Raw genomic sequence first — 10,657 nt, 5'->3', positions numbered from 1 at the left:
TAAAACCATATATATACATCTTTGTCAATAAAAATCAAAAAATTAAGCTGTTTTTTGCTTTATTATCTATATTTTTTTATAATCAGGCATAAATCTTCAAATATTTACATTCATAATTTATGTGATGTCGTAAACTGTTTTACTTTTGAAACCATGTGCTATATAATAAAATTTCAGACAGACATATCTCAACACCCGTATCCTAAATATATTGCCAGGATCCACAGATTATGTTTGTCCGTATTGCAAACAATTTATAATTCTAGAGAAAAGAGGACATTTGTTATGAAAAACATGCTTAACTTCAAGAATTTCACAGCTGATGAGCTGATGGATATTCTCAATCTGGCACTTGACATGAAGAAGAACCCTGATAAGTACGCTCACGCTCTTGAGGGCAAGAAACTCTACACTCTTTTTGAGAAGACTTCCACAAGAACATTTCTTTCATTTACAACAGGTATAACTGAGCTCGGCGGTACATATTACAACCAGCTCTGGAAGGATTCCAACTTTACACTCGGTGAGCCTGTATCAGAGATTAAGTATGTATGCAGGAATGTAGATATCATCATGGCACGTCTTGTAAAGAATGAGACAGTCGAGCTGTTCGGCAACAATGTTACTGTTCCATTTATCAACGGATGTGACAGTTCTTATCATCCATGCCAGATCCTGGCAGATGCCCTCACTATTATAGAAAAGTTTGGCAGTCTCGATGTAAAACTTATGTACATCGGTGCCAAGAATAATGTATTCAACTCTCTTGTTGAGTTCTTCGCAAAGATGAAGAAAGGAACCATCTATGGACTCACACCACTTGTAAACAACACTGTATGTGGTGATGACTTCTTTGAAGCAGCAAAGGCTACAGGCCACTATGTTGAACTCGATCCTACCATGAGCATGGAGGAGGCAAAGAAGTACGCAAAGGATATGGATATCCTCTACACAGATACATGGGTAGACATGGAGTTTTTCAACAACCCTGCATACAAGCAGCAGAAGGAAGAGACTCTCGCCAAGATGATGCCTTACCAGCTCAACGAGGAATTTACAGAGGGCAGCAAAGCTATAGTATTCCACGACATGCCTATGCACCAGGGATTTGAGATCTCACAGGGCGTTATCGACAAGAACCTCAACCACATTTTGGATGAGGCTGAGAACAGACGTCACGCTGAGAAGGCTGTTATGTATACACTTCTTAATTCTTAAAATATTCATTCTGATAACCTAAGGAGGATCATGTCAAATGAGACATTTAATAGACCCGATGGATCTGTCAGTTGAGGAGATCGATCATCTGCTCACTCTGGCGCAGGACATCATCGATAACAAAGAAAAATACAGTGAGGTGTGCAAGGGCAAGAAGCTGGCTACCCTGTTCTTCGAGCCAAGTACACGTACAAGGCTGAGCTTTGAGGCTGCCATGATGGAACTGGGCGGCAACGTGCTCGGTTTCTCATCAGCAAGCTCATCATCATCTACCAAGGGTGAGAGTGTGGGCGATACCGTCAAGATCGTCAGCTGTTATGCCGATATTATAGCTATGAGACATTATAAAGAGGGTGCCCCGATGCTGGCTTCCATGAAATCAGATGTTCCTATTATTAATGCTGGTGACGGCGGTCACAATCACCCTACGCAGACATTGGCCGATCTTCTCACAATAAAGAGAGAGAAGGGCAGACTAAACAATATGACCATAGGTTTCTGCGGAGATCTTATGTTTGGTCGTACGGTTCATTCACTTATAAAAGCCATGTCACGATACAAAGGCATAAAATTTATTCTCATATCACCGGATGAATTAAAATTACCTGATTATATAAGAACAGAAGTCATCGAAAAGAATAATATACCATATGAGGAGATTTCCTCTCTTGAGGATGCTATCGGATCTCTGGACGTTCTCTATATGACAAGAGTCCAGAAAGAACGTTTCTTCAACGAGGCGGACTACATAAGACTGAAAGATACCTATATTCTTGACAAGTCAAAGCTGGCTCTCGCTAGGCCTGACCTGTCGATCCTTCACCCGCTTCCTCGTGTAAATGAGATATCTGTTGAGGTGGATGACGATCCGAGAGCATGTTATTTCCGACAAGCACTCAACGGCAAATATGTCCGAATGGCACTCATCATGGACCTTCTCGGACTCGACAAGGATTTTAAGGCATAGGAGGAATGATCATGAATATTGACAGTATTCAGAATGGTATTGTACTTGACCATATAACAGCAGGCAAAGCCCTGCAGATATACAACGATCTTCATCTTGATAAGCTGGATTGCTCCGTTGCTATAATCAAGAATGTTAAAAGCGAGAAGATGGGAAGAAAGGACATTCTTAAGATAGATCAGGATATTGACATAAACCTTGATGTTCTGGGGTATATCGACCCGGATATATCCGTCAACATCATCAAGGACGGCAAGCTCGTTGAAAAACGTAAGATCGAACTGCCTGAGAGACTGGTTGGAATAAAGAAATGTACCAATCCAAGATGCATTACGACCACAGAGCAGGGAATAACCCATATATTCAAACTCACAGACAGAGAAAAGCGAATTTACAGATGTATATACTGTGAAGCAGACAAGTAACTGTTTACTTTTCAGTTTTATGTGCTATAATCTATAAAGTTGCGATAATCCGAGAATTATCTAAGAGGTGAAATATGGAACAGTATGTTATCAAGGGAGGTCGTCCTCTGGAGGGCGAAGTTACCATTGCGGGTGCTAAGAATGCCGCACTTGGAATACTTGCCGCCGCAGTCATGACCGACCAGGAAGTCACAATAGAAAACGTACCGAACGTCAGAGATACAAGAGTCCTTCTTCAGGCCATTCAGGGTATCGGCGCAAGGGTCCGTTACATAGACGAGCACACGGTTGCTATATGTGGTGGAACCATCAATCCGAATACCAATCTCTGTGTCGACGACGAATATATCAGAAAGATCAGAGCATCCTACTATCTGCTCGGCGCACTGCTTGGCAAATATAACCATTCACAGGTCGCTCTTCCAGGCGGATGCGACATCGGAGCCCGTCCGATAGATCTGCACATAAAAGGTTTTGAAGCACTTGGAGCCCACGTTGATATAGCAAACGGTATGATATCCGTTGAGGCTGATGAGCTGATCGGAAGCCACATTTACATGGATGTGATCTCAGTAGGTGCCACCATCAATGTCATGATGGCCGCCGTAATGGCAAACGGCAAGACTACCATAGAGAACGCAGCCAAGGAGCCACATATCGTTGATGTTGCCAATTTCCTCAACAGTATGGGTGCTAACATCAAGGGTGCCGGAACTGATGTCATCCGTATCCGTGGCGTAAAGTCACTTCACGGAACTACATATTCCATCATTCCGGATCAGATCGAGGCAGGAACCTTCATGGTTGCAGCAGCAGCCACCAGAGGCAACGTCCTCATCAAGAACGTAATTCCTAAGCATCTTGAGGCTATAACCTCAAAGCTTACAGATATAGGTGCCACTGTCATCGAGTACGATGATTCAGTGAGAGTAATGTGCAACAAGAGACTCAAGGCTACCAACATCAAGACTCTGCCATATCCGGGATTCCCGACAGATATGCAGCCACAGATGGCGGTTACACTTGCACTATCCAACGGAACAAGCATCGTCACCGAGAGCATATTTGAGAACAGATTCAAGTATGTCGCAGAGCTTTCAAGAATGGGCGCACACATCAGAGTCGAGGGCAACACCGCTATTCTCGATGGTGTGGAGACATTCACCGGTGCAAATGTTGCAGCACCTGACCTAAGAGCAGGCGCAGCACTTGTAATTGCGGCACTTGTGGCCAACGACTTCTCTACTGTATGTGATATCAAGTATATCCAGAGAGGCTACGAGAAGTTCGACGAAAAGCTTCGCGGACTTGGTGCTCTCATCGAGAAGGTAGAGACGGACAAAGAGATCCAGAAATTCAAGCTCAAAGTAGGTTAATATATACGACATAAGGCGAAAAGCTTTTGCCGGTCAGCACTTGTCTGACCGGCAAAAGCTTTTTTATTGCAATTTTATTACTTTTTTATAACTTTTTTCACAAAAATGGTGCTCATTTGCAATAATTATGGTAAACTTAGACTGATGTAATTTTGTCATAAATACTATTTTATATATAGATTTGTTTTATGAAAAATGGAGGTTACTATGGATATCAATACTAAACGAACCCGGACTACTATTTCTATCGTAATGCTTATTTGGGCGGTCGTCTGCATCGCGGTGACCGGACTGTATGTGGGAAACAATCACGCAGAAGCCGCGACCACGGGAACTCTCACGTCTGACTACGTGTATTTCCGCAAATCACCAAACGGCACGCCTATAAAATATAACGGCTCGGCCATACTCCTCAGGAAGGGTCAGAAGATGACCGTACTGAGCACTTCCAACAAGACATGGTACAAGGTCAAGCTTACATACAAGAAGAAGAGCTACACCGGTTATGTGTACTCCGCATTTATCAAGGTAACAAGGACAACCTCCAAGAAGGCTCACCTTCGAAAAAATGAAAACTATGTATATTTCCGAAAAACGCCAAACGGCACGCCGCTGAAGTATAACGGATCGCCGATCATGCTCATGGGCGGTCAGAGCATGACCGTACTGAGCACTTCCAACAAGACATGGTACAAGGTCAAGCTTACATATAAGAAGAAGCGCTACACCGGTTATGTATATTCCAAGTTCATCGTGATCGACTCCACTTCAGCCACAACAAAGGCCACGACCAAGGCTACTACGCAGCAGCCTACCACAGCGGCTCAGGCAGCCAAGAGCGGTTACGTGAATGAAGACTATGTATACTTCCGCCATACGGCAGCGGGTACACCTATAACCTACAACGGAAGCGCGATCATGCTCATGAAGGGACAGGCACTCTCCGTGACTGATACATCCAACAAGTCATGGTACAAGGTCAACCTCACATACAGCAGCAAGAAGTATACAGGATTTATCTCCTCATCGCTCATCACAATGGGAACATACAAGGAACCTGACGGTAACCAGACATCGGATGCAGCATTTGAAAAGCAATTATCCGCCCAGAACTTCCCTGAGAGCTACAAGGTGCTTCTCAGAAAGCTCCATGCGGAGCACCCAAACTGGATATTCAAGGCGGTACACACCAACCTTAACTGGAACGACGTGGTCAAGAACGAGGTCAACGTACAGGGACGTGTCAACAACCTTGTAAACTGTACATCTTACAGTCCTAACTACGGCTGGAGATCACAGACCGTTGGATACAACTACAAGACAGACTCCTACTCATCATATGATGGTTCAACATGGTTTGCAGCCTCGGACGATCTTGTAAAGTATTACCTCGATCCGAGAACATATATGTCATCCGCAAGCTCCATGTTCGCATTTGAAAAGCTGTCATACGACTCATCACAGACAAAGTCAGGAGTTGAGGCTATATTATCTGGTTCGTTTATGCACAATGCGCACCCAACCGGTTCGACCACCACATATTCGTCCATGATAATCACCGCAGCACAGAAATCCGGCGTCAGCCCTTACCACATTGCTTCACGTATCAAGCAGGAGGTCGGAGGCTCGATAACCTCGGGAACAAACGGTAAGAATGCCACATATCCCGGCATATATAACTTCTACAATATCGGTGCATTTGAGAGTGCATCAGGCAACGCTATAACAAACGGTCTGAGATGGGCTTCATCGGGCACATCATACAACAGGCCATGGACAACACCTGCCAAATCAATAATCGGCGGTGCGATGTATATCGGAGAGTCCTACATCAACAAGGGTCAGAACACTCTGTATACTCAGAAGTTCAACGTAACCTACACAGACTGCCTGTACTGGCATCAGTACATGGGAAATGTACAGGCCCCTACAACAGAGGCATGGAAGGTATATGATGCCTACAAGTCTTCAGGAGCACTCAACAAGGCCATAACATTTGCCATACCTGTTTACAAGAATATGCCAAGCACAGCAATGAAGATGCCTGCGGCTAATCCGGGCAACCAGAACAACTACCTGAAAACACTCTCTGTAAGCGGCCAGAAGCTGTCACCTACATTTGCAATAAACAGCACTACACAGTACACGGTAAATGTGCGCTCATCTGTATCAAGTGTGACAATAAACGCTTCACCTGTAAGCAGCTACTCCACAGTGAGCGGAAAGGGAACAAAAACCCTGAAATCAGGAAAGAATACATTTAAGATAGTATGTAAATCCCAGAGTAAAGCTACACGTACTTACACCATAATAATTAACAGAGGATAAGGAGGACTCGGTGGATAACCGTATATGAATATTATGAGGACTACAAGATTTAGCTTTAGAACGTTTATGACAGAAGTTGCATGTGTGTTGACTATGATGCTTTTCATGCTTCATACCACTTATGCCGCTACAGTCGCATTTAGTGTTGAGGTTCCATCCACCACGGTCGTTGTTGGCGATACCGTGGAGATCAAGGTAAGTATAAACGCAGCCGATCAGGCTTTATCAAGCTACAGCTACAATATCACATATGATTCCACATTGCTCAAGGCTGTGAGCGGCGGCACCGTGGAATCTGAGGGCACCGTAAGCTACTCCCAGGCAAATGTAAAGCCTGGAGATGCAATGACAGCAACATTTACATTTACCGCCATTGCGAGCGGAACTGCCAGCATAGAGACATCAGCAGTTGAGGTCATCTCCGACACAGAAGAGTCGATAGACATGACACCGTCATACAACTCGGTAACCATCAGCGACAAGTCAGCCGCCGCTTCCACCGAAGCAGCTTCATCTACTGTCAGCGATACCGGTTCAGAAGCCGAGCCTGCAACACCTCTTGCATTGATCGACAGCGAGACCAAGCCTGTTGTTACTGAGGATGAGGTAGGAACACTCACAGAGGCAGATCAGAACGCATCCGCACCTGCAGATACCCTTGTAAGCGTTCACTCAAACAACAACACTTATAACATCATTCCAAAGCCTAATTCAGTCTCAGTGCCAACCGGATATCTTCCAGTGAAGATCAACCTGAACGACACGGACATCAGAGCTTATATGAAGGGAAGCAGTTCCAACACCGTTCTCCTCTACGCAGCAACAAACGACGGACACCAGGGCTGGTATTTCTTCAATCCAAATGAAGGAACTTTCCTTGACGCAACGGATCTCATCGAGGAGACGGATTCGCTGTCCAGCTTCATAGACAAGCACAAGTTCGTAATAATGCTCATAGCCATCATAGTTCTTGTGATACTGGTCGTTGTCATCATCATCCTTGCTGTCTCACTCAAGGGTCTCATCGCTGATTACGAGGCTCAGATAGACAAGCTGAAGAAGGACAACGAGGAGAAGGAAAGCACAGCAAATGAAACATCAGAAGCTGCCGAGCCTTCCGCAAAAGCCGCTGAACACGTCAGAATGCCTCACCACGACAATAGCGAGGTGCCCACCATCAACAACAAGGCGCTCTTCCCTGGGGACAACGAGGTTATCCACGAGAGTTACGCAGACTCCGATTACGACAATCAGGTATCTCCTGATGAGGACGATGTCATCCACACTGACGACTATGACGACACTGCATTTGAGGATGTCGCCGATGACAGCGAGCCTATAGATTCAGCATTTGACGTCAAAGAGGATACGGAGAGTACGGAGAGCAAGATCCAGGCATCCCTCGACGAGATAGATGCGGCACTTGAATCCGCAAAGAAATACAAAGATTAATACTCACGGAATAACGTGATATACAAAAAGCACATGTATCAGTTTCAATCTGATACATGTGCTTTTATATTTGTCTGAATTTTTTTAATCTGCTTATAAGTATGCTTTCAGCACATCCACCTTGTCCAGCTTCTCCCATGGGAGATCAAGATCTGTTCTTCCGAAGTGTCCGTAAGCTGCTGTCTGCTTGTAGATAGGTCTTCTGAGGTCAAGCATCTTGATGATACCTGCTGGTCTTAAGTCAAAGTGCTCTCTAATGATCTCGACAAGCTTCTCATCTGAAAGCTTTCCTGTGCCAAATGTGTCTACCATGATGGATGTAGGTCTTGCAACACCGATAGCGTATGAGAGCTGTATCTCACACTTGTCAGCCAGACCTGCTGCAACTATGTTTTTAGCCACGTAGCGGGCCGCATAAGCCGCTGAACGGTCTACCTTGGTACAATCCTTGCCTGAGAAGGCTCCGCCGCCGTGACGGGCATATCCGCCGTATGTGTCAACGATGATCTTACGTCCTGTGAGACCACTGTCTCCATTTGGTCCACCTATTACGAATCTTCCTGTTGGATTGATGAAGAACTTGGTATTCTCATCGATGAGCTCCTGTGGAAGAACCTCGTCGAATATATACTTCTTAACGTCAGCGTGGATCTGCTCCTGGCTGACTTCCTCTCCATGCTGTGTTGAGAGAACGACTGCATCAAGTCTTACAGGCTTGTCATTCTCATCGTACTCAACTGTTACCTGTGTCTTACCGTCCGGTCTTAAGTATGGGAGTGTTCCGTTCTTTCTTACCTCTGTGAGCTTTCTTGCAAGCTTGTGGGCAAGTGCTATTGGATATGGCATGTACTCAGGTGTCTCATTTGTTGCAAATCCGAACATCATACCCTGATCTCCGGCACCGATCGCCTCGATGTCATCCTCGCTCATGAGATGCTCCTTTGCCTCGAGCGCCTTGTCAACTCCCATGGCAATATCTGATGACTGCTCGTCTATGGCTGTGATAACGCCGCATGTATCACAGTCAAATCCGTACTTTGCTCTGTCGTATCCGATCTCTCTGATCGTCTCACGAACGATCTTCTGAATATCCACATAAGCGTTGGTTGTGATCTCTCCCATGACAAGCACAAGACCTGTCGTGATGGATGTCTCACATGCCACACGGCTCATTGGATCCTGCTCCATCAGCGCGTCAAGCACTGCATCTGATATCTGGTCACAGATTTTGTCAGGATGTCCTTCTGTTACTGATTCCGATGTAAATAATCTTCTTTCCATACTACTTCCTTTCCTTTTTGTACATAAGAAAAACCGCTTCGTATGAGCGGTTTGATCGTGTCTGTCAAGCCTCTCATTGTTCGAGCACAGATCTTGTATCACCTACATATCTGCGTCGCTCAGGTCGGCACCTTCCGAATCTGACATCGGGGTTGCCATGGCTTCTTCGTCCCTTCTGACTCCACCATTCTGAATAAGAGCGTTTTTCTAATATCTATAAATGCAATCATTACTCTATATCATTGAGAGTTATTAGTCAACATATTTTTGGGGGAAATGATGCTTAATGAATTATTTTCCATATAAACCATATAAGCAGCAAATGCAGGGGATAAAACAGGTAGAAAAAATACTTGAGCTTCATCCTTCCTCTCTCTCCGCTGTACATATTCACAGGTATCATCGCCAGCAGAGCGTATAGCTGATTCATGCCCAGGCAGAGAATGTATACCAGCGAACTGAGCACCACGATCTCAATGTTCTGCTTCTTATTGAAATATGCCAGAGTATAAGCATCCGCTCCACTCCGCTCCTTCTCGATCAGATAGAACATAACTATGATTCCCACTCCCGCCATGCCGTAGTCGAATCTCAGGAACTCCGCCAGAAGTGCTGCGGCCAGTACGATCTCGACCTTCCATCTTCCGATTGGCCCCCGGCTATCCATGGCGTATATGGCAAACAGTCCGGCTGTCAGGGTGAAGAATATGTTCTGAGCCCCCGGATACCAGATCGTATCGTGCATTGCCAGATCAAATGGTATCTCTGACACCACCGCAAATATTCCAAGTCTCAGAAGATACCTCCTCACGTCGGATGTACGCAGAAGCCCCTGTACAAGCAGGAATGCAAATACAGGAAATGCCAGACGCCCCACAGCGCGCATTATGTAGTTGTTATCCATGAATACTATGCCTATGTGATCTACGGCCATACACACACAGGCTGTCAGCTTGAGCGCATTTGACGACAGCCGCCTCAGCCCTCTTTCCTCAGTTTCTTCATTATACTCCATATACAGTCCTTTCCTACCGCCTGCTCTTTCTATCAGTAACACCGTAACAGAAAAAACAGCACATGACTTATGTTCATCATGTGCTGCTCTTCTCACAAAACCTTATATATCTATCTTCAATCGTCTAGATTCTCTTTCTGAGAGCCTTAGACAATGCTGACAGCTCCTCTGTATCAGCCTTACCCGGTATCCAGGTCATAGTCACGTTGTCCTTGATGTATCTTGGAACAAGGTGCATATGGAAGTGGAATACAGTCTGACCTGCTGCCTCGCCGTTGTTCTGAAGGATATTCAGTCCGTCCGGATTCAGCTCAGCCTTCTGTGCCTTTGCCACCTCTGTAGCTATAGTAAATATCTTGGCTGCTGTCTCAGCATCCATGCTGTATATATTGTCAAAATGTTCTTTCGGGATAATAAGCGCATGGCCCTTGTTAGCAGGATTCACATCAAGTATTACTCTGCAGATACTATCCTCATAAACTGTCGCTGATGGAATCTCACCGTTGGCTATCTTACAAAAAATGCAATCGTCCTTATTCATATAAGTTTTACCTCCTCATTGCCTCTATCCATTGTAAACCATCTGACAAAATAT

General features: G+C 45.1%; 9 protein-coding genes and 1 riboswitch. Of the genes, 6 read left to right on the top strand and 3 right to left on the bottom strand.

The genetic code is table 11. The annotated features are described in order from the left end of the window. Nucleotides 1-285 precede the first annotated feature (285 nt). The 6 genes from DWW60_RS10600 (at nucleotide 286) to DWW60_RS10575 (ending at nucleotide 7,766) form a co-directional block, all read left to right on the top strand. Nucleotides 286-1,218 (top strand): ornithine carbamoyltransferase, encoded by a 933-nt coding sequence (locus DWW60_RS10600; RefSeq protein ID WP_022217503.1) that lies wholly within the window; start codon nucleotides 286-288, stop codon nucleotides 1,216-1,218. Nucleotides 1,219-1,255: 37 nt separating this feature from the next. Then, on the top strand, nucleotides 1,256-2,185 hold the full coding sequence (gene pyrB / locus DWW60_RS10595; RefSeq protein ID WP_055280331.1) for an aspartate carbamoyltransferase: 930 nt from the start codon (nucleotides 1,256-1,258) through the stop codon (nucleotides 2,183-2,185). An 11-nt stretch (nucleotides 2,186-2,196) separates the two neighbouring features. Then, complete coding sequence (locus DWW60_RS10590; protein WP_015534312.1) at nucleotides 2,197-2,610, top strand: aspartate carbamoyltransferase regulatory subunit; 414 nt, start codon at nucleotides 2,197-2,199, stop codon at nucleotides 2,608-2,610. A 74-nt stretch (nucleotides 2,611-2,684) separates the two neighbouring features. Further along, nucleotides 2,685-3,986: a UDP-N-acetylglucosamine 1-carboxyvinyltransferase gene (locus DWW60_RS10585; protein WP_117549764.1), complete on the top strand. Its 1,302-nt coding sequence runs from the start codon at nucleotides 2,685-2,687 to the stop codon at nucleotides 3,984-3,986. Between the two features lie 207 nt (nucleotides 3,987-4,193). After that, complete coding sequence (locus DWW60_RS10580) at nucleotides 4,194-6,314, top strand: cadherin-like beta sandwich domain-containing protein (RefSeq protein WP_243002949.1); 2,121 nt, start codon at nucleotides 4,194-4,196, stop codon at nucleotides 6,312-6,314. A gap of 24 nt (nucleotides 6,315-6,338) precedes the next feature. Further along, nucleotides 6,339-7,766, top strand: coding sequence for a cohesin domain-containing protein (locus DWW60_RS10575; RefSeq protein ID WP_117875340.1), 1,428 nt, complete (start codon nucleotides 6,339-6,341; stop codon nucleotides 7,764-7,766). Between the two features lie 93 nt (nucleotides 7,767-7,859). Here DWW60_RS10575 and metK read toward each other — a convergent pair whose 3' ends face one another. From metK to DWW60_RS10560, 3 genes are all read right to left on the bottom strand, one after another. Continuing rightward, nucleotides 7,860-9,047, bottom strand: coding sequence for a methionine adenosyltransferase (gene metK / locus DWW60_RS10570; RefSeq protein ID WP_022217499.1), 1,188 nt, complete (start codon nucleotides 9,045-9,047; stop codon nucleotides 7,860-7,862). Between the two features lie 70 nt (nucleotides 9,048-9,117). Beyond that, nucleotides 9,118-9,247, bottom strand: a riboswitch (SAM riboswitch). Between the two features lie 83 nt (nucleotides 9,248-9,330). Further along, complete coding sequence (locus DWW60_RS10565) at nucleotides 9,331-10,062, bottom strand: TraX family protein (RefSeq protein WP_117875339.1); 732 nt, start codon at nucleotides 10,060-10,062, stop codon at nucleotides 9,331-9,333. A 124-nt stretch (nucleotides 10,063-10,186) separates the two neighbouring features. Then, nucleotides 10,187-10,603 (bottom strand): HIT family protein, encoded by a 417-nt coding sequence (locus tag DWW60_RS10560; RefSeq protein ID WP_015534318.1) that lies wholly within the window; start codon nucleotides 10,601-10,603, stop codon nucleotides 10,187-10,189. Nucleotides 10,604-10,657 lie beyond the last annotated feature (54 nt).

It is taken from the genome of Coprococcus sp. AF16-22 (genome assembly GCF_003461545.1).
GTDB classification, from domain to species: domain Bacteria; phylum Bacillota; class Clostridia; order Lachnospirales; family Lachnospiraceae; genus Coprococcus; species Coprococcus aceti.
The sequence above is the reverse complement of the archived record's forward strand: the minus strand, read 5'-3'. Positions and strand labels throughout refer to the sequence as shown.